This window comes from Bacillus cereus group sp. BfR-BA-01523 (genome assembly GCF_022662615.1).
GTDB classification, from domain to species: domain Bacteria; phylum Bacillota; class Bacilli; order Bacillales; family Bacillaceae_G; genus Bacillus_A; species Bacillus_A mycoides.
In genome coordinates this window covers 1-20,353 of record NZ_JAKUDX010000009.1, presented here as the reverse complement: position 1 = coordinate 20,353, position 20,353 = coordinate 1, and the positions used below count along the sequence as shown (strand labels likewise).

The following is a 20,353-nucleotide window of genomic DNA, read 5'->3' as shown; positions in this document are numbered from 1 at the left end:
TCCCTCCCACTATTAAATTGCTTTTTCACTAACTAATTCTTCGCGACTATATAAAACCATACGTGGGTATGGAATTTCAATCCCATGTAAATCAAGACGATTTTTAATCTCTTTGCGAAGAGCCCTCGCAATAACTGCATGCTGCATCGGCTCAACTTCAGCAATAACACGTAATACAACTTCAGACGCTGCCAATGTTTGAACACCTAGCAATTGAGGTGTTGTTACCATTTTCTCATATTTTCCTGGTAATTCTACTAATAAATCTTCAATAACTTGCTCCGCTCGTACTATATCACTTTCATAAGAAATAGATACATCAACAAATGCTACACTATTACTAACGGAAAAGTTCGTTACTTGTACAATACTACCATTTGGTATTATATGAATTTCACCTGTCCAGCTTTTCATCTTTGTTGTACGTAGTCCAATTTCCAAAACAGTTCCTTCAAATTGCCCTATTCTTACATAATCACCTACTGAAAATTGATCCTCTAACAAAATAAATAATCCTGTAATAACATCTTTAACTAAACTTTGTGCACCAAAACCGACTGCTAAACCAATTACCCCAGCACCGGCTAATAGACCTGATGCATTAATATCAAACACACCTAAAATCGCAATTAACATAATGAACATAACAACGTATGCCACAATATTTTCAAGCAACTTCGCTACCGTAACTGTACGACGTTCTGAAATTTGAATCGGCGAACGGCTTCCCATACGAAACGCATTTCGTACAATTGCCCTTGCAACTCGCACAACGATTGCACCAAGTATTAAAATAACGATTATTTTTAGTGACTTCACACCTATATTCGTCCAATCAATGGACTCAAACCATTTCAACGCTAAATCCATGTCCCTCTACCTCTCTAGCTAAAATTTCTTTTTAGTTATCCTTATTATTGTATCAGAACTCTCTCTGATTTCTGAAAAAAATTTATGACTTTAATTCCATTTGTTAACTTCCATTCAGGTATAAAATGAAACGAATATATATATACTAGTACTATTATTTCCATTTTCATTCACAGTTTGTAAAAAGTATGCACTTATAATTTTCCATTTCACACACCATATAACATATTGTGAAAATTTATTAAAAGGATGGGTGCTTCATGAATATTAGAAGTTTTCGCTTACCTTTTTTTGAAAAAGAAACTCAAAATGTTATGCATCATGACTTAGAAGCCTCTGAGACAATCAGTAATTTCTTACTTTCCCATATTCCCATTAAGACTAATATGCCACTCATTCTCGTTTGTATCGGAACAGACCGTTCCACCGGTGATGCACTTGGTCCATTAGTTGGTACTAAACTAGAACAAATTGAAATCAAAAACCTTCAAGTATTCGGCACACTAGACGAACCAATACATGCACTAAATCTAGAGGAGAAAATTCAGAATATACAGAAAGAAAACCCTACTTCATTTATTATTGCTGTTGATGCATGTTTAGGAAAATCTCAAAGTATCGGTTCTATAACTACCGGAAAGGGTCCCAGTAAACCTGGAGCTGCGATGAATAAGAAATTACCTGAAATTGGTGATTTGCATATTCATGGCATCGTAAATTTAAATGGTTTCATGGAGTTTTTCGTACTTCAAAATACAAGACTAAGTTTAGTTATGAAGATGGCCGATGTAATTGCACAAAGTATAAAAGAAACCGATCAAAAATTATCTGCATTAAAAAAAGCAAACCATCTATAAACAATAAGATGGTTTGCTTTTTAATTTCCCTTTGATAATAATTCTAAAATTCGGTTTAAATCTTCTTTATTAAAAAATTCGATTTCGATTTTACCTTTTTCTTTTTTCGTTTCTTTAATTTTTACATCCGTACCAAACTTTTCTCTTAAAAACGTTTCACGCTCTACAAAAAATATATTTCTTTCTTTTTTCACTTGTTGTGTTTCACGTGAAACACGTTGATTAATTTCCTGGACAATTTGTTCCAATTGGCGAACATTCAGTCCTTCTTTTTCAATTCGCTTCAATAAAGATTTCAACTGTTCTTCATCTTTTATTGTAAGTAAAGTTCTTCCATGAGCCATTGAAAGTTGACCGTTTGCAATCATATCTTGAACGAATGAAGGGAGGCTTAACAAACGAGTATAATTTGCGATATAAGGCCTACTTTTACCAAGACGTTTTGCTAATTGTTCTTGTGTTACATTTAGCTCGTTCATTAACATCTGATATGCCATTGCCTCTTCCATAGGATTTAAATCTTCTCGTTGTAAGTTTTCAAGCAAAGCAAATTCCATCATTTGCTGCTCATTTAATTGCCTTACGACAGCAGGCACTTTCTCAAGTCCGGCCTCTTTAGCAGCACGATATCTTCTTTCACCTGCAACTATTTCATATCCTTTAATACTCTTTCGAGCAATTAAAGGTTGCAATATACCGTGCTCTTTAATAGAAGCCGCTAATTCCTGAATCGCTTCTTTATTGAAATATTTACGTGGTTGATATGGATTCGGCCTTAATTCAGTTACTATAATCTCCTGAATTGTTTCTTCTTCTTTCACATCTAAATCTGGAAAAAACACGTTGATTCCTCTTCCTAATCCCTTAGCCACCTGCAATCACTTCCTCTGCTAAATCTAAATATACTTCTGCTCCTCTTGATTTAGCGTCATACTGCATAATTGGTTTTCCATGACTTGGTGCCTCACTTAAGCGAACATTACGAGGAATAATCGAACGATATACTTTATCTCTAAAGTATTTTTTCACTTCATCTATAACTTGAATTCCTAAATTTGTACGAGCATCCAACATCGTTAACAATACACCTTGAATTGCTAAATTTTTATTTAAATGCTTTTGCACAAGTCGAACTGTATTTAATAGCTGACTTAACCCTTCCAGCGCGTAATATTCACACTGTACAGGAATAATAACAGAATCTGCTGCTGTTAATGCATTAATCGTTAATAACCCTAAGGATGGGGGACAGTCAATAATAATATACTCATATTCATCACGAATTGGCTGTAACGCTCTTTGCAAGCGTACTTCCCGGGAAATGGTTGGTACCAATTCAATTTCAGCACCAGCCAATTGAATTGTAGCGGGTAGAACATCTAAGTTTTCAGTTGCGGTTTTCCGTATGGCACCTTGAACATCTGCATCTTCTACAAGAACATTATAAATACATTGATCTAATTCAGACTTTTCAATCCCTACACCAGTCGTTGCATTTCCTTGAGCATCAATATCTACGAGAAGGACTTTTTTTCCTACTTGTGCCAATCCAGCCCCTAAATTAACGGATGTTGTTGTTTTTCCAACACCGCCTTTTTGATTAGCAATAGCAATGATTTTTCCCATGATGTCACCTACTTTCAACCTTTCTTTCTTATTCTAGAAACAATTACGTTTATTGTAACATGAAATAAAAGTTTTTCTTTTACGTCCTTATTAAACTTCAAAATTTATTTCTAAACTCCTTCTTGCTTTAACAAGAAAATATAGTAAAAGAGACCTCTCCAATAGGATAAGGTCTCTAGCACGTAATTATTTTTTCTTCGGAATTTTAATCGTAATTTGATAGTATTCATCAAACTCTTCTTCCGCAGAATTAACATTCAAACCACTGTTAGCAACCATTTGTAATGATTGTCTAATCGTGTTCATAGCAATTCTCGCATCTCGACTTACTGCTTTTTGCTTCGCTTTGCGCTTTGGTTTTACTTCTTCTAGTAACTTTGCAATTCGTTCTTCTGTTTGCTTTACATTCAATTGCTTCTCCACAATCTCTTGTAAAACCTTCAGTTGTAATTCCTCATTTTTCAAAGGAATAAGGGCGCGAGCATGCCGTTCTGTAATACTTTTTTCTAATAATGCACTTTTGATTTCTTCAGGCAATTTTAATAATCGCAATTTATTTGCGACTGTCGATTGTCCTTTTCCAAGTCGTTGTGCCAATGCTTCTTGTGTTAAATTATGTAACTCAATCAGCTTTTGATATGCCACAGCTTCCTCGATTGCTGTTAATTCCTCACGCTGCAAATTTTCAATTAACGCTACAGAAGCTGTCTCAGTATCATTTAAATTCTTTATTATTGCAGGAACTTTTTCCCACCCTAACTTTGTTGCTGCGCGGAAACGCCTTTCCCCGGCAATAATCTCGTACTTATCATCCTCATACTGTCTCACAACAATCGGCTGGATAAGCCCATGTGTACGAATCGTTAATGCTAGCTCCTCAATACGTGCATCGTCAAAAACTGTTCGTGGTTGATAACGGTTAGGGGTAATGTTTACTATCGGAATTTCCTGTATTTCTTCATATACCTTTTTAGCTATTTCTTCATGGCTTTCGTCTTGTAATTCGAATTCGCTCTCTTTATCTCCAAAGCCAAATAAACGAGAAAACGTATTTTTCATACATATTCCACCACCTTTTAGGCCTATTGACTGTTCTACATAAAATGTTTCCTATGAAACATTTACGTTTTCATTTATATAATTTAATCTTACGTCTAATAAGATTTATTTTTCAATAGGTAATTTATTGGGCGTTCCCGGTTTGCGTGGATATTTCTTTGGTGTCTTGCGCTTTTTCTCGATTAATAAAATATTACGCTCGCTTTCTTCAAACGGTAATTGGAACGTAGACATTTCTTTCAATTCTCCGCCAAGTACCTCTAAAGCATATTTGCCATTTTCGATTTCTTCGTTCGCCGCTGCACCTTTCATTGCAATGAATGTTCCCCCTACTTTTACAAGTGGTAAACATAGCTCACTTAATACAGAAAGACGTGCAACTGCACGTGCCATTACAATATCGTATGCTTCACGTACACCTTCTTTTTTTCCAAATGTTTCAGCACGATCATGACAAAATGCAACATCACTTAATTCTAACTTTTGCGCTAAGTGATTTAAGAAATTAATACGTTTTTGTAATGAATCTACAATTGTTACTTTTAAGTGCGGGAAACAGATTTTTAAAGGGATACTTGGGAATCCAGCTCCTGCTCCAACATCACAAATAGAAAATGGTTTCGAAAAATCATAATAAAAAGCCGCTGTAACAGAATCAAAAAAGTGTTTTAAGTATACTTCTTCTTTCTCCGTAATAGCCGTTAAGTTCATTTTTTCATTCCACTCTACTAATGTTTCAAAATAGATTCCGAACTGCTCTAACTGTCTAGAAGAGAGGGAAATCCCCTTCTCTTCTAGCATAGATTGAAATTGTTCTATGTTCATCTAGCAATATCTCCTTACTATGTTATTGGTTCGATACTCGTGCAATTTTTCCTTGTTCAATGTAAATAAGCAAAATTGAAACATCAGCTGGATTTACACCAGAAATACGTGAAGCTTGCCCCATTGAAAGCGGACGAACATCTTTCAATTTCTGTCTTGCTTCTGAGGCAAGGCTAGAAATCGCATCATAATCAATATCCACAGGGATTTTTTTGTTTTCCATTTTCTTCATACGTTCTACTTGCTGTAAAGATTTCTCGATATATCCTTCGTACTTGGTCTGAATTTCAACTTGTTCCGTAATTTCATCACTTAATGCTACTTCACTTGGTACTAAAAGATGAATATGCTCATATGTCACCTCTGGACGACGTAATAAGTCACTTGCACGTATTCCATCTTTCAATTCACTTCCGCCAATACTACGAATTAATTCTTGAACTTCAGGACGCGGTTTAATAAAAATACTCTCTAACCGTTCCTTCTCCTGTTCAATTTGTAACTTTTTATTTGTAAATCGCTCATAGCGATCTTCTTTAATTAAGCCAATTTCACGACCAACTTCAGTTAAACGAAGGTCAGCATTATCATGGCGTAATAATAGGCGATATTCTGCACGAGACGTTAATAAACGATATGGTTCATTTGTACCTTTCGTTACAAGGTCATCAATTAAAACACCAATATAAGCATCAGCACGACCTAAAATAACTTCTTTTTTACCTAAAGAACGACACGCTGCATTAATCCCAGCCATAAGCCCTTGTCCTGCTGCTTCTTCGTAACCAGAAGTTCCGTTAATTTGTCCTGCTGTATATAAATTTTTAATTTTTTTCGTTTCAAGTGTTGGCCATAGTTGAGTTGGTACGATCGCATCATATTCAATTGCATAACCCGTACGCATCATTTCAACATTTTCCAGGCCAGGAATTGTTCTAAGCATTGCACGCTGTACATCTTCTGGTAAGCTCGTCGATAAGCCTTGTACATATACTTCTTGTGTATTACGTCCTTCTGGCTCTAAGAAAATTTGATGACGTGGTTTATCATTAAATCTTACTACCTTGTCTTCAATTGAAGGGCAATATCTAGGACCTGTTCCTTTAATCATACCAGAATACATAGCTGAGCGATGTAAGTTTTCATCTATTAAACGATGTGTTTCTGTACTTGTATACGTTAACCAACATGGAATTTGATCCATAATAAATTTTGTCGTTTCAAAAGAGAAAGCACGTGGCTTATCATCACCTGGTTGAATTTCTGTTTTACTATAATCAATCGTATTACTGTTTACACGCGGAGGTGTACCTGTTTTAAATCTAACAAGATCAAAACCAAGTTCCTCTAAGTGTTCAGATAATGTAATAGATGGTTGCTGATTATTTGGACCACTTGAATATTTTAAATCGCCCATAATAATCTCACCACGTAAAAATGTTCCCGTTGTAATTACAACTGTTTTCGCTGTGTATTCAGCACCAGCTTGCGTAATTACCCCTTTACATACACCATCTTCAATAATTAAACGCTCTACCAGACCTTGAAACAACGTTAAGTTTGGTGTTTCTTCAATTGTTTTCTTTAATTCATGCTGGTAAGAGAATTTATCAGCTTGTGCACGAAGCGCGCGTACAGCTGGTCCTTTACCCGTATTTAACATACGCATTTGAATATGTGTTTTATCAATATTGCGTCCCATTTCTCCGCCTAATGCATCAATTTCACGAACAACAATCCCTTTTGCTGGTCCACCAACAGAAGGGTTACATGGCATGAACGCTACCATATCTAAGTTAATTGTTAACATTAATGTTTTTGAGCCCATTCGTGCTGCCGCAAGACCAGCTTCACATCCTGCATGACCTGCACCGATTACTATGACATCATATGAACCGGCATTGTATCCCATTGTTTATTCCTCCTAATAACCTCTATCTTACTAAATCATCTCTGATTAAAGTTTTACTTTATTTTCCTAAACAAAATTGAGAGAACAATTGGTCAATTAAACTTTCATGGACAGTATCACCAGTAATTTCACCAAGTATTTCCCACGCTCTTGTTAAATCAATTTGAACCATATCAATCGGAACACCATTTTCTATCGCTTCAATTGCATCGTTAATTGTTCTTCCTGCTTGTGTTAATAATCCGATATGTCTCGCATTAGACACGTATGTCATATCCGCAGAATCAATTGTTCCTTCAAAGAATAAATCAGCTATTGCCTTTTCAAGCTCATCTATTCCTTGCTCCTCAATTAAAGATGTTGTAATAACACGATTGCCTACCGCTAAATCTGTAACACGTTCCATATCAATTTCTTGCGGTAAATCTGTCTTATTTACAATGACAATGAAATCTTTTCCCTGTACGGCACGGAATAGATCCTCATCTTCATTTGTTAAAGCCTCGCTATAGTTCACTACAATTAACACTAAGTCTGCTTGGCTCATCATTTCCTTCGAACGCTCTACACCAATTCGTTCAACAATATCTTCCGTTTCACGAATTCCGGCTGTATCTATAAGTTTAAGTGGTACACCACGCACATTAACGTACTCTTCAATAACATCACGAGTTGTTCCTGCAATATCAGTTACAATTGCCTTTTTCTCCTGAACAAGACTATTTAATAGCGATGATTTCCCAACGTTAGGTCTACCGATAATCGCGGTAGAAATGCCTTCACGTAAAATCTTTCCTTGCTTCGATGTTTCTAATATCTTTGCAATTTCAGCACGGACATGTGTAGCTTTCTCAATTAAAATATTATGCGTCATCTCTTCTACATCATCATATTCTGGGTAATCTATATTCACCTCAATATGAGCTAATGTTTCTAATATTTCTTGACGCAGATGGCCGATTAATTTAGATAATCGTCCTTCCATTTGGTTAATCGCTACATTCATAGCACGATCTGTTTTCGCACGGATTAAGTCCATAACAGCTTCCGCTTGTGATAAATCAATACGTCCATTTAAAAAAGCACGTTTTGTAAATTCACCAGGCTCTGCCAGTCGTACTCCTTGCGCTAAAATAAGCTGTAATACTTTATTTACCGAAACAAGTCCACCATGACAGTTAATTTCTACTATATTTTCACGCGTAAAAGTCCTTGGTGCACGCATAATGGACACCATAACTTCTTCAATAACTTGATTTGTATCTAAATCGACAATATGACCATAATGAATTGTATGAGAAGAAACCTGTGTTAAATCCTTCCCTTTAAAAATACGATTGACTTTCTCAATCGCATCATCCCCACTTACTCGAACAATGGCAATTGCACCTTCCCCAAGTGCTGTGGAAATTGCGGCAATTGTATCAAATTCCATGTCCTTTCACCTCACTTGCTTATTTATCTCTATTTCAACATGAACTTTTTCCGTCACTAAATTATTAGGATACCATAACGAACCTATCTACAAAAGAATAATAACTCATTTTATTATGTCCTTATGTAAAAAACACTAAACTTATTCACAGTGGATAAGTTTAGTGTTTTTTAGTTATCCACATTTATTTTCTCCTCAAAAAAACCGGCACTCAATTGAGTAACCGGTCACTTGGAAGATATTACAACATACCGATGTGGTTCTTTCCCTTCAGAAGTTGTAATGATATTTTGATGATTAGATAATGCTTGGTGAATAATTTTTCGTTCAAAAGAAGGCATTGGTTCTAGAACAACTCTTTTTTTCGTACTCACTACTTGTTTTGCTAATCGATAGGAAAGAGTTTCTAACGTATTTTTTCTTTTACTACGATAGTTTTCAGCATCCAGTGTAATACCAATATATTGCTTTGTATTACGGTTCGCAACAAGCTTTGTTAAATACTGTAAAGAATTCAACGTATTCCCTCTTTTACCAATTAAAACACCAATGTTTTCACCAGAAATTGTAAATTCAACTTCGCGTCCTTTTACAATTTTTCTAATTTCAACTTCCACACCCATATTTTGAATAACATTTTTTAAATATTCTTCACATTCTTGGATTGGATCTTTTTTCAATACAACTTCTACAACAGCGGGGCGATTCCCAAATAAACCTAGGAACCCCCTCTTACCCTCATCGATAATATTTATATCTACTCGATCTTTCGAAGCATTTAATTGTCTTAAAGCATCTTGTACTGCCAGCTCGACTGTTTGTCCTTTAGCAGTAATCATACTCACTTGCTTGATCCTCCTGCCTTACTAGCCTTAATTTCAGGCCCTTTGATCATATACATTTGAGCGATACCAAAGATATTACCAACTACCCAGTACAATGATAGTGCTGCTGGGAAGTTAATTGCAAAGACTAAAATCATAATTGGCATAAGCCAAATCATCATTGCCATTTGCGGATTTTGTCCAGCCGTTCCTGCCATTGCAAGCTTTTGCTGAATAAACGTCGTAATAGCTGCAACAATTGGAAGGATATAGAACGGATCCGCCTGTCCTAAATCGAACCATAAAAATGTATGTTCACTAATTGCTGTTGTTCTCATAATCGCATGATAAAACGCGAATAAAATAGGCATCTGAACAAATATTGGTAAACATCCTGCTAATGGGTTTACACCATTCTTTTGATATAACTGCATCATTTCTTGTTGTAGTTTTTGCTGTGTTGCTTGATCTTTAGAACTATATTTCTCTTTTAATTTCACCATTTCTGGTTGTAACGCCTGCATTGCTTTCGTACTCTTCGTTTGTTTAATCATTAATGGTAATAATGCAAAACGAATGATAAGAGTTGTAACAACGATTGCTAAACCGTAATTACTACCAAATAATTCTGCAAAATACGTGATTAACTGAGAAAGCGGGTATACGAAATATTCATTCCAAATCCCAGTGCTTTTCGGTGTAATCGGCTGATTTGTTTCACTACAACCGGTAGCGATTGCCATTAACATAATAACCATGGCTAATAAACCTATTTTCTTTTTCAAAGCCTGCTCCTCCTTGTTTCGGTATGTATATAGTGTAATTCATTTCCTTACGCTACTTTTTTATTCTTTTCATACCAGAGCGTTTAAAGACATGAATTAAGCTTTTCTTTAACTCTTCATATGTCATCTCTGCACAAGGCTTCCTTGCTATTATAACAAAATCTTTTCCAGAATCTATCTCATCTTTTAATTCTATAATCGATTGGCGAATCATACGCTTAATTCGATTACGCACTACTGCATTTCCTATTTTCTTACTAACAGAAAGACCAATGCGAAAATGCGGCTGTTTTTCTTTATCTAATTTGTATACAACAAACTGGCGATTGGCATTTGATTGTCCTTTTTGGAAAACAGCCTGGAATTCATCATTCTTTTTTATACGATTTTTTTTCTTCATATCATTTGACACTCCTGTATTTCATCAGCGGAAACTCATTATTATTAGAAAAAAAGACCACTGAACGTTCAGTGGTCTACGCAGATAATACTTTTCTTCCTTTACGACGACGAGCTGCAAGCACTCTACGTCCGTTTGCTGTGCTCATACGGCTGCGGAAACCATGTACTTTGCTGCGCTTACGTTTATTTGGTTGGTAAGTTCTTTTCATTATATGACACCTCCCTGAGGAATATCTGTTAAAGACAGTCTAATAAATTATAGTAAATCAAATAGGAAAATGTCAATGGTTCTCGAAATTTTCATCAAATATTCATTTTCAACCTATTCACATACTTTTTCACAGTCCCTATATTTCCTTGTGGATAAATATTTTTTCTCTTTTTTATATCCACAAACTCTTTTTTTACTTTTACACAGTATATCGTGTTGTGGACAAGTTTATTCCACAAGGTATTGATTTTGTGGATAACTTTCTTAAATTCATTGCTATAGCTGCTTTTTTTTGATATTATAGTTGTGTTTTCACTTTGAATAAGTTTTCCACACCTTTATTTTATCCACAATTTGTGTATAACATGTGGATAGTTTAAATCACATGTGAGTAAATAGTTGTCCACATGTGTTATTTTGTCGAAAACTCTATCTCGGATACTAACGACGTTTTTATATTTTAAAATACGTTTCGTATAAATATGCATTAGAAATATTTACAGGTTGTACAATTGTTGCGCAACCTTATTCTTTTACCATCTTTGTAAAGGAGGGACACCTTTGGAAAATATCTCTGATTTATGGAATAGTGCCTTAAAAGAATTAGAAAAAAAGGTAAGCAAGCCAAGTTATGAAACCTGGTTAAAATCAACAACTGCTCATAACTTAAAAAAAGATGTATTAACTATTACAGCTCCAAATGAATTCGCTCGTGACTGGCTAGAATCTCATTATTCGGAACTAATCTCCGAAACACTTTATGATTTAACAGGGGCAAAACTAGCTATTCGTTTTATCATTCCCCAAAGTCAGGCAGAAGAGGATATAGATCTCCCTTCTGTTAAGCAAAAACACGCACATGATGAGTCTAATCACTTACCACAGAGTATGTTAAACCCAAAATATACATTTGATACATTTGTTATTGGCTCTGGTAATCGTTTTGCACATGCTGCTTCTTTAGCTGTAGCTGAAGCACCAGCTAAAGCCTATAATCCGCTCTTTATTTACGGGGGCGTTGGACTTGGAAAAACACATTTAATGCACGCAATTGGGCATTATGTAATTGAACACAACCCAAATGCAAAAGTTGTATATTTATCATCTGAAAAATTTACAAATGAATTTATTAATTCAATTCGTGATAATAAAGCTGTCGATTTTCGTAATAAATATCGTAATGTAGATGTCTTATTGATAGATGATATTCAATTTCTTGCTGGAAAAGAACAAACACAGGAAGAGTTTTTCCATACATTTAATGCGTTACATGAAGAAAGTAAACAAATTGTGATTTCAAGCGATAGACCACCAAAAGAAATCCCAACTTTAGAAGATCGCCTTCGTTCTCGCTTTGAATGGGGGTTAATTACGGACATTACGCCACCAGATTTAGAAACTAGAATCGCAATTTTACGTAAAAAAGCAAAAGCAGAAGGTCTTGATATACCAAATGAAGTTATGCTTTATATCGCAAATCAAATCGATTCAAATATTCGTGAACTAGAGGGTGCACTTATTCGAGTTGTAGCTTATTCATCTTTAATTAATAAAGATATGAATGCTGATTTAGCGGCTGAAGCGCTTAAAAATATTATTCCAAACTCTATACCTAGAATTATTTCTATTTCTGATATTCAAAAGGCTGTTGGGGGCGTCTATCAAGTAAAATTAGAAGATTTCAAAGCAAAAAAACGGACAAAATCCGTTGCATTCCCTCGCCAAATTGCGATGTATTTATCACGTGAACTTACGGACTCATCTTTGCCAAAAATAGGTGAAGAATTTGGTGGCCGCGATCATACAACAGTAATCCATGCTCACGAAAAAATTTCGAAGCTATTAAAAACGGATACTCAATTACAAAAACACGTTGAAGAAGTTAAGGATATTTTAAAATAGTAGTAGCTGAATAGTGTGAATAACTTAGCTTATTTTACGCACAGTCTATCCACATGTAGATAGACTGTTTTTACATCTTTAAACAGGGTTATCCACATATCCACAAGCCCTATTACTATTACTACTACTTTTTTATCTTTATTAAATAAATAAAATCTTATACTTACCGGAGGTTTTTCGTTATGCGTTTTACAATACAAAAAGACTATCTTGTAAGAAGTGTACAAGATGTAATGAAGGCAGTTTCTTCTCGTACAACAATTCCAATTCTTACAGGGATTAAAGTTGTAGCAACTGAAGAAGGAGTTACTTTAACAGGTAGTGATGCAGACATCTCTATCGAATCATTTATCCCAGTCGAAGATGCTGGAAAAGAAATTGTGGAAATTAAACAATCAGGAAGTATTATTTTACAAGCAAAATATTTTAGTGAGATCGTAAAAAAATTACCTAAAGAAACTGTCGAAATTTCTGTGGAAAATCATTTTATGACAAAAATAAAATCTGGAAAATCAGAGTTCAACTTAAATGGTTTAGATGCTGCTGAATATCCGTTATTACCACAAATCGAAGAACATCATGTATTTAAAATTCCAACAGATTTACTAAAGCACATGATTCGTCAAACAGTATTTGCAGTTTCAAGTTCTGAAACAAGACCGATCTTGACAGGTGTAAACTGGAAGGTATATAACAGCGAGCTAACTTGTATTGCAACAGATAGTCACAGACTAGCACTTCGTAAAGCAAAAATCGAAGGGTATAATATTGCCGATGAATTTCAAGCGAATGTCGTTATTCCTGGTAAGAGCTTAAGTGAATTAAGTAAAATTCTAGATGAATCTGAAGAAATGGTAGATATCGTTATTACGGAGTATCAAGTATTATTCCGTACAAAACATTTATTATTCTTCTCAAGATTATTAGAAGGAAATTATCCAGATACAACGCGTTTAATTCCAGCTGAAAGTAAAACTGATATATTTGTAAATACAAAGGAATTTTTACAAGCGATTGATCGTGCGTCGCTGTTAGCAAGAGATGGTCGTAACAACGTTGTTAAATTATCGACATTAGAACAACAGATGTTAGAGATTTCTTCGAATGCACCAGAAATCGGAAAAGTAGTAGAAGAGGTTCAATGTGAAAATGTAGATGGAGAAGAATTAAAAATATCTTTTAGTGCAAAATATATGATGGACGCATTAAAGGCTTTAGATAGTACAGAAATTAAAGTTAGTTTTACTGGAGCGATGAGACCGTTTTTAATTCGCACAGTAAATGATGATTCCATTATCCAATTAATTTTACCAGTCCGTACTTACTAAGTAAGGATTAAGGGTTGCTAGTGTAAAGGTACTAGTGACCCTTATTTGATTTGTGGGGTATTACTTTCCTAATGCTAGTTTATTTAGTACAATGAAAGAATGAACACTTTCAGAAAGTGAGCGATTTTATGAAACTTATTAAGATTTCAACAGAATACATTACACTAGGACAATTTTTAAAGTTAGCTGATGTAATTGATACAGGTGGCGCTGTGAAATGGTTCTTACAAGAATATGAAGTATACGTGAATCAAGAACTTGAAAATAGAAGAGGCCGAAAGTTATATGCAAATGATATTGTTGAAATTCCGGGAAGCGGAACTTTCCAAGTTCAGGCATAAAGGGGGATCCCTTTGTTTATTACAGAAATACAATTAAAAAACTATCGCAATTATGAGCATTTAGAGCTTTCCTTTGAGGATAAAGTCAATGTAATTATTGGTGAAAATGCGCAAGGGAAAACGAATCTGATGGAAGCTATTTATGTATTGGCGATGGCGAAATCTCATAGAACTTCGAACGATCGTGAACTCATTCGTTGGGATGAGGATTATGGTAATATAAAAGGTAGATTACAAAGGCGAAATAGTTCAGTATCCTTAGAATTAAATATTTCAAAAAAAGGTAAAAAGGCAAAGTTAAATCAGTTAGAACAACAAAAATTGAGCCAGTATATTGGTGAAATGAATGTTGTTATGTTTGCCCCAGAAGATTTAAATCTTGTAAAAGGAAGCCCTCAAGTACGAAGACGCTTTTTGGATATGGAACTTGGACAAATAGCTCCGGTCTATTTGTATGAATTAAGTCAATATCAAAAGGTACTCACGCAACGAAATCATTTACTTAAGAAGATGCAAGGGAATAGTAAAAATGAGGAAACGATGTTGGATGTATTTACACTTCAACTTATTGAGCATGGTGCAAAAATTTTGCGAAAACGTTTTGAGTTTTTGCATTTACTACAAGAATGGGCTGCTCCAATTCATCGCGGAATTAGCAGGGGATTAGAGGAGTTAGAAATCGTTTATAAACCAAGTGTAGATGTATCAGAATCAATGGATTTGTCGAAAATAAAAGAAGTATACTATGAAAGTTTTCAATCTGTGAAACAACGTGAAATTTTTCGGGGTACAACTTTACTTGGTCCTCATCGTGATGATTTACAATTCTTCGTTAATAGTAAAAATGTTCAAGTCTTTGGTTCACAAGGACAACAACGAACAACCGCACTATCCCTAAAATTGGCCGAAATTGAATTGATATACTCAGAGGTTAAGGAATATCCAATTCTTTTACTAGATGATGTGTTATCAGAATTAGATGATTATCGTCAATCGCATCTGCTAAATACAATTCAAGGAAAAGTACAAACCTTTGTGACAACGACGAGTGTCGAGGGAATTGAACACGAAACATTGAAAGAAGCGAAAACAATTCATGTAACGAACGGCACGGTAGATTGTGAAATAGACAGAAAATAATTTCTGTTTAAATGGAAAAGTAGGTGATCTTTGTGTCAATGGAACAAAAGCAAATGCAGGAAAATGCATATGATGAAAGTCAGATTCAGGTGTTAGAAGGACTGGAGGCAGTTCGAAAGCGTCCTGGTATGTATATTGGTTCTACAAGTGGAAAAGGTCTTCATCACCTCGTGTGGGAAATTGTTGATAACAGTATTGATGAAGCTTTAGCAGGATATTGTGATGAAATTAATGTCAGTATTGAAGAAGATAATAGTATTGTTGTAACAGATGATGGTCGTGGTATCCCTGTTGGTATACAAGAAAAAATGGGACGTCCTGCTGTAGAAGTTATTATGACGGTACTCCATGCCGGTGGTAAATTTGGCGGTGGTGGTTATAAAGTTTCTGGTGGTTTGCATGGTGTAGGTGCATCTGTTGTAAATGCTTTATCAACAGAATTAGAGGTATTTGTACATCGAGATGGAAAAATACACTATCAAAAATATGAACGCGGGGTCCCAGCTGCAGATTTAAAAGTAATAGGTGAAACTGATCGTACAGGAACGATCACACGCTTTAAGCCAGATTCAGAAATTTTTACAGAGACGACAGAATACGAATTTGATACATTAGCGACTCGTATGCGTGAGTTGGCGTTTTTAAATCGTAATATTAAATTAACAATTGAAGATAAGCGTGAACATAAGCAAAAGAAAGAATTCCATTATGAAGGTGGAATTAAATCATATGTTGAACATTTAAATCGTTCAAAACAACCGATTCATGAAGAACCTGTATATGTTGACGGTTCAAAAGATGGGATTCAGGTTGAGGTTGCTCTTCAATATAACGAAGGCTATACAAATCATATTTATTCATTTACAAATAATATTCATACGTATGAAGGCGGTACACATGAGGTAGGTTTTAAGACTGCTCTAACACGTGTAATTAACGATTATGGTCGTAAAAATAATATTTTAAAAGATGCGGATAGTAATTTAACTGGTGAAGATGTTCGTGAAGGCTTAACAGCAATCGTGTCAATTAAGCATCCAAATCCACAATTTGAAGGACAAACAAAGACGAAACTTGGAAATAGTGAAGCGAGAACGATTACAGAGTCTGTATTCTCAGAGGCGTTTGAAAAGTTCTTACTAGAAAATCCCAATGTTGCACGTAAAATTATAGATAAAGGGACTATGGCAGCACGTGCACGTGTAGCGGCTAAAAAGGCTCGTGAACTAACGCGCCGAAAGAGTGCTCTAGAAGTTTCAAGTTTACCAGGGAAGCTAGCTGATTGTTCTTCTAAAGATCCAGCAATTAGCGAAATTTACATCGTGGAGGGTGACTCTGCGGGCGGATCTGCAAAACAAGGACGCGATCGTCATTTTCAAGCGATTTTACCACTGAAGGGTAAAATTATTAACGTTGAAAAGGCACGTTTAGATAAGATTTTATCAAATGATGAAGTTCGTACAATTATTACAGCAATCGGTACAAATATTGGTGGGGATTTTGCTATTGAAAAAGCTCGCTATCATAAAGTTATTATTATGACAGATGCCGATGTTGATGGTGCACATATTCGTACCCTATTATTAACGTTCTTCTATCGTTATATGCGCCAAATCATTGAGTGTGGATATATATATATCGCACAGCCACCGTTGTTTAAAGTACAACAAGGTAAAAAAATTCAATATGCTTATAACAATAAAGAACTTGAAAAAATACTAGCTGAATTACCAGCTCAACCTAAGCCCGGGATTCAGCGTTATAAAGGTCTAGGGGAAATGAATCCAACTCAGCTGTGGGAGACGACAATGGACCCAGAAGTACGTTCGTTACTTCAAGTTTCCCTTCAAGATGCAATTGAAGCGGATGAAACATTTGAAATTTTGATGGGTGATAAAGTAGAGCCGCGTCGTAACTTTATCCAAGAAAATGCAAAATACGTGAAAAACCTTGATATTTAAGTGAGTAATGACAGGAATCTAAGTATTCCTGTCTTCTACATATAAATCAATGTATGTGTAACGGAAATGTAAGAGGAGGTGCTCGTTGATGTCAGACAATCAACAACAAGCACGAATTCGAGAAATTAATATTAGTCATGAAATGCGTACCTCATTTTTAGATTACGCAATGAGTGTTATCGTGTCTCGTGCATTACCAGATGTTCGTGATGGATTAAAACCAGTTCATCGTAGGGTTTTATATGCGATGAATGATTTAGGAATTACAGCTGATAAAGCATATAAGAAGTCGGCGCGTATTGTCGGCGAAGTAATTGGTAAGTATCACCCGCACGGTGATTCAGCTGTTTATGAAACAATGGTACGTATGGCACAAGATTTTAGTCAACGTTACATGCTTGTTGATGGACATGGTAATTTCGGTTCTGTTGATGGAGATTCAGCGGCAGCAATGCGTTATACAGAAGCAAGAATGTCTAAGATTTCTATGGAATTAATACGCGATATTACAAAGAATACAATTGATTATCAAGATAACTACGATGGTTCTGAAAGAGAGCCAGTTGTATTACCAGCGCGTTTCCCTAACTTATTAGTCAATGGTACGACGGGTATTGCGGTTGGTATGGCAACAAACATTCCACCGCATCAACTTGGAGAAGTAATTGATGGTGTGTTGGCATTAAGTCATAACCCTGATATCACTATCGCGGAATTAATGGAATATATTCCTGGGCCAGACTTCCCAACTTCAGGTTTAATCTTAGGGCGAAGTGGAATTCGAAGAGCTTACGAAACAGGTCGCGGTTCTATTATACTTCGTGCTAAAGTTGAAATTGAAGAGAAAGCAAATGGTAAACAAACTATTATCGTAACAGAACTACCTTATCAAGTTAATAAGGCGCGATTAATTGAAAAGATCGCAGAACTAGTTCGTGATAAGAAAATTGAAGGTATTACAGATTTACGTGATGAATCAGATCGAAATGGTATGCGTATTGTTATGGAAGTACGTCGTGATGCCAATGCCAATGTACTATTAAATAATCTATATAAACATACAGCACTCCAAACAAGCTTCGGTATTAATATGTTGTCTCTTGTAAATGGAGAGCCACAAGTCTTAAATTTAAAACAAAATCTATATTATTATTTAGAGCATCAAAAGGTAGTGATTCGTAGACGTACTGCTTATGAATTAGAGAAAGCAGAAGCGCGTGCTCATATTTTAGAAGGCTTACGAATTGCTTTAGATCATCTTGATGAAGTTATTACTTTAATCCGTAGTTCAAAAACAGCTGATATTGCAAAACAAGGTTTAATGGAACGTTTCGGCTTAAGTGAGAAACAAGCGCAAGCGATTTTAGATATGCGTTTGCAACGTTTAACTGGATTAGAACGCGAAAAAATCGAACAAGAATATCAAGATTTAATGAAGATAATTGCAGAGTTAAAAGCAATTTTAGCAGACGAAGAAAAAGTTCTTGAAATTATTCGCGAGGAATTAGCTGAAGTAAAAGAGCGTTTTAATGATAAGAGAAGAACAGAAATTACAATTGGCGGTATGGAAGCTATAGAGGATGAAGATTTAATCCCAGAACAAAATATCGCAATTACACTTACTCATAATGGTTATATTAAGAGGTTACCGGCTTCTACGTACAAAACACAGAACCGTGGGGGACGTGGTGTACAAGGAATGGGTACGAATGATGATGACTTTGTCGAACATTTATTAACAACGTCTACTCATGATCATATTTTATTCTTCACAAACAAGGGTAAAGTATACCGTACAAAAGGATATGAAATTCCAGAGTATAGTCGTACAGCAAAAGGTATACCGATTATTAATCTATTAGGGGTAGATAAGGGTGAGTGGATCAACGCTATTATTCCAATTCGTGAATTTGGTGACGACCAGTTCTTATTCTTTACAACGAAACAAGGTATCTCTAAGAGAACACCACTTTCATCATTTGCCAATATACGTACAAATGGTTTAATTGCAATTTCTCTTCGTGAAGAGGATGAATTAATCTCTGTACGCTTAACATCTGGTGATAAGGATATTATCGTTGGGACAAGTAACGGTATGTTAATTCGTTTCAATGAGCAAGATGTGCGTTCAATGGGACGTAATGCGGCTGGTGTAAAAGCAATTACATTAGGTGATGAAGATCAAGTTGTAGGTATGGAAATTGTCGAAGAGGATGTAAATGTTCTAATTGTAACCAAAAATGGTTATGGAAAGCGTACACCGATTGATGAATACCGTCTGCAAAGTCGTGGTGGTAAAGGTCTGAAGACTTGTAATATTACAGATAAAAACGGTAAGTTAGTAGCGGTTAAGTCTGTAACAGGTGAAGAAGACATTATGTTAATTACAGCAGCAGGCGTTATTATTCGTATGCCGGTTGATCAAATTTCTCAAATGGGACGTAATACACAGGGTGTTCGTCTAATTCGATTAGAAGATGAGCAAGAGGTAGCGACAGTAGCAAAAGCGCAAAAAGATGAAGAAGAAGAATCTAATGAAGAGGATTCGTCTGAAGAGTAAGAGTGGGGATTTCTCCCCCTCTTATTTTTTTATAATAATACTTGCATAGCAATAGGAAAGTGTATATAATAGGAAAAGTCAGCAAATGAGAGATACAAGTTATCGAAAAAAACTTGTTGACGAAAATAATATACTGTGATATATTATGAAAGTCGCTGAAACGCGATGTTGAACTTTGAAAACTAAACGAAACAAACAACGTGAAACGTCAATTTTTATTTTTAGATGCTAGACAAACTAACTTTATTGGAGAGTTTGATCCTGGCTCAGGATGAACGCTGGCGGCGTGCCTAATACATGCAAGTCGAGCGAATG

Annotated in this window: 18 protein-coding genes and 1 rRNA gene; 8 read left to right on the top strand and 11 right to left on the bottom strand. The window is 35.4% G+C overall.

The window, feature by feature from the left end:
* Positions 1–12: 12 nt before the first annotated feature.
* Positions 13–870 (bottom strand): mechanosensitive ion channel family protein, encoded by an 858-nt coding sequence (locus MR066_RS20270; RefSeq protein ID WP_002016466.1) that lies wholly within the window; start codon positions 868–870, stop codon positions 13–15.
* Positions 871–1,130: 260 nt separating this feature from the next.
* Here MR066_RS20270 and yyaC point away from each other — a divergent pair, with 260 nt between their 5' ends.
* The gene (yyaC, locus tag MR066_RS20265) at positions 1,131–1,727 is read left to right on the top strand and encodes a spore protease YyaC (protein ID WP_002089953.1); all 597 of its coding nucleotides are present in this window, start codon (positions 1,131–1,133) and stop codon (positions 1,725–1,727) included.
* 20 nt (positions 1,728–1,747) lie between these two features.
* Here the strand turns inward: yyaC and spo0J are convergent, their stop codons facing one another.
* The 10 genes from spo0J to rpmH form a co-directional block, all read right to left on the bottom strand.
* Positions 1,748–2,599, bottom strand: coding sequence for a stage 0 sporulation protein Spo0J (spo0J, locus tag MR066_RS20260; protein ID WP_170935246.1), 852 nt, complete (start codon positions 2,597–2,599; stop codon positions 1,748–1,750).
* Positions 2,592–3,353, bottom strand: a complete 762-nt coding sequence (gene soj / locus MR066_RS20255) for a sporulation initiation inhibitor protein Soj (protein ID WP_002016469.1) — start codon at positions 3,351–3,353, stop codon at positions 2,592–2,594. Before soj ends, spo0J begins: the two co-directional genes overlap by 8 nt.
* 186 nt (positions 3,354–3,539) lie before the next feature.
* On the bottom strand, positions 3,540–4,412 hold the full coding sequence (gene noc, locus MR066_RS20250; protein ID WP_002016471.1) for a nucleoid occlusion protein: 873 nt from the start codon (positions 4,410–4,412) through the stop codon (positions 3,540–3,542).
* Positions 4,413–4,517: 105 nt separating this feature from the next.
* Positions 4,518–5,237, bottom strand: a complete 720-nt coding sequence (rsmG, locus tag MR066_RS20245; RefSeq protein ID WP_002016472.1) for a 16S rRNA (guanine(527)-N(7))-methyltransferase RsmG — start codon at positions 5,235–5,237, stop codon at positions 4,518–4,520.
* 22 nt (positions 5,238–5,259) lie between these two features.
* Positions 5,260–7,149: a tRNA uridine-5-carboxymethylaminomethyl(34) synthesis enzyme MnmG gene (gene mnmG / locus MR066_RS20240; RefSeq protein WP_002016474.1), complete on the bottom strand. Its 1,890-nt coding sequence runs from the start codon at positions 7,147–7,149 to the stop codon at positions 5,260–5,262.
* A 58-nt stretch (positions 7,150–7,207) separates the two neighbouring features.
* Positions 7,208–8,584, bottom strand: a complete 1,377-nt coding sequence (gene mnmE, locus MR066_RS20235) for a tRNA uridine-5-carboxymethylaminomethyl(34) synthesis GTPase MnmE (protein ID WP_113708782.1) — start codon at positions 8,582–8,584, stop codon at positions 7,208–7,210.
* Positions 8,585–8,811: 227 nt separating this feature from the next.
* Positions 8,812–9,429, bottom strand: a complete 618-nt coding sequence (gene jag / locus MR066_RS20230; protein WP_002130196.1) for an RNA-binding cell elongation regulator Jag/EloR — start codon at positions 9,427–9,429, stop codon at positions 8,812–8,814.
* Positions 9,426–10,193 carry a YidC family membrane integrase SpoIIIJ gene (spoIIIJ, locus tag MR066_RS20225; protein WP_002089960.1) on the bottom strand — a complete coding sequence of 256 codons (768 nt, stop codon included), beginning with the start codon at positions 10,191–10,193 and terminating at the stop codon, positions 9,426–9,428. The genes jag and spoIIIJ overlap by 4 nt, the downstream gene beginning before the upstream one ends.
* A gap of 52 nt (positions 10,194–10,245) precedes the next feature.
* Entirely contained in the window at positions 10,246–10,593 is a 348-nt protein-coding gene (gene rnpA, locus MR066_RS20220) for a ribonuclease P protein component (protein ID WP_002089963.1), read from the bottom strand.
* 76 nt (positions 10,594–10,669) lie between these two features.
* On the bottom strand, positions 10,670–10,804 hold the full coding sequence (gene rpmH / locus MR066_RS20215; protein ID WP_002068706.1) for a 50S ribosomal protein L34: 135 nt from the start codon (positions 10,802–10,804) through the stop codon (positions 10,670–10,672).
* 563 nt (positions 10,805–11,367) lie between these two features.
* Here rpmH and dnaA point away from each other — a divergent pair.
* The 7 genes from dnaA to MR066_RS20180 form a co-directional block, all read left to right on the top strand.
* A complete protein-coding gene (dnaA, locus tag MR066_RS20210; protein WP_002016481.1) occupies positions 11,368–12,708 on the top strand; it encodes a chromosomal replication initiator protein DnaA in 1,341 nt (446 codons plus the stop codon).
* Positions 12,709–12,890: 182 nt separating this feature from the next.
* Entirely contained in the window at positions 12,891–14,036 is a 1,146-nt protein-coding gene (dnaN, locus tag MR066_RS20205) for a DNA polymerase III subunit beta (protein WP_002016482.1), read from the top strand.
* A gap of 128 nt (positions 14,037–14,164) precedes the next feature.
* A complete protein-coding gene (gene yaaA / locus MR066_RS20200; protein ID WP_002016484.1) occupies positions 14,165–14,377 on the top strand; it encodes a S4 domain-containing protein YaaA in 213 nt (70 codons plus the stop codon).
* A gap of 12 nt (positions 14,378–14,389) precedes the next feature.
* Positions 14,390–15,517 carry a DNA replication/repair protein RecF gene (recF, locus tag MR066_RS20195; protein ID WP_002016486.1) on the top strand — a complete coding sequence of 376 codons (1,128 nt, stop codon included), beginning with the start codon at positions 14,390–14,392 and terminating at the stop codon, positions 15,515–15,517.
* 38 nt (positions 15,518–15,555) lie between these two features.
* A complete protein-coding gene (gene gyrB / locus MR066_RS20190) occupies positions 15,556–17,478 on the top strand; it encodes a DNA topoisomerase (ATP-hydrolyzing) subunit B (protein ID WP_002034986.1) in 1,923 nt (640 codons plus the stop codon).
* A gap of 88 nt (positions 17,479–17,566) precedes the next feature.
* A complete protein-coding gene (gene gyrA / locus MR066_RS20185) occupies positions 17,567–20,038 on the top strand; it encodes a DNA gyrase subunit A (protein WP_002016488.1) in 2,472 nt (823 codons plus the stop codon).
* Between the two features lie 243 nt (positions 20,039–20,281).
* Positions 20,282–20,353 (top strand): 16S ribosomal RNA (locus tag MR066_RS20180); the annotation flags it as partial.